The organism is Bradyrhizobium uaiense (genome assembly GCF_010811875.1).
In the GTDB taxonomy this organism is placed as follows: Bacteria; Pseudomonadota; Alphaproteobacteria; order Rhizobiales; family Xanthobacteraceae; genus Bradyrhizobium; species Bradyrhizobium uaiense.
In genome coordinates, this window is record NZ_VKHP01000652.1 from 1 (window position 1) to 306 (window position 306).

Annotated in this window: 1 protein-coding gene; it reads right to left on the bottom strand. The window is 66.7% G+C overall.

Annotated elements, in window-relative coordinates:
- Nucleotides 1–306 (bottom strand): transposase (locus FNJ47_RS46935; protein ID WP_163163593.1); only part of this gene is annotated, 306 nt, incomplete at both ends.

The window sequence follows — 306 nt, forward strand, 5'->3', positions numbered from 1 at the left end:
GCCAGCAGCCAGCGCGAGTGATGACCGCGTCCACGTCTGGCCTGCTGGATCACCGCCGTAGCCCCGATCACGAGCAGCCGTCTCAGGTCCTCGTCGCCCGCCCGGGTGATCTTGCCAAGCCTGGTCTTGCCGGCGGTGGAATGGTCCTTGGGGGTGAGGCCGAGCCAGGCCGCGAAGTGACGGCCGGAGCGGAACGCATGCGGGTTTGGTGACTTCATCACCAGCGCGGTTGCAAAGGCGGGGCCGGCCGAGGGAACGCTGTGTCTTATATACATATCCGAGCCCACGAGGCACACAGGAACGCGG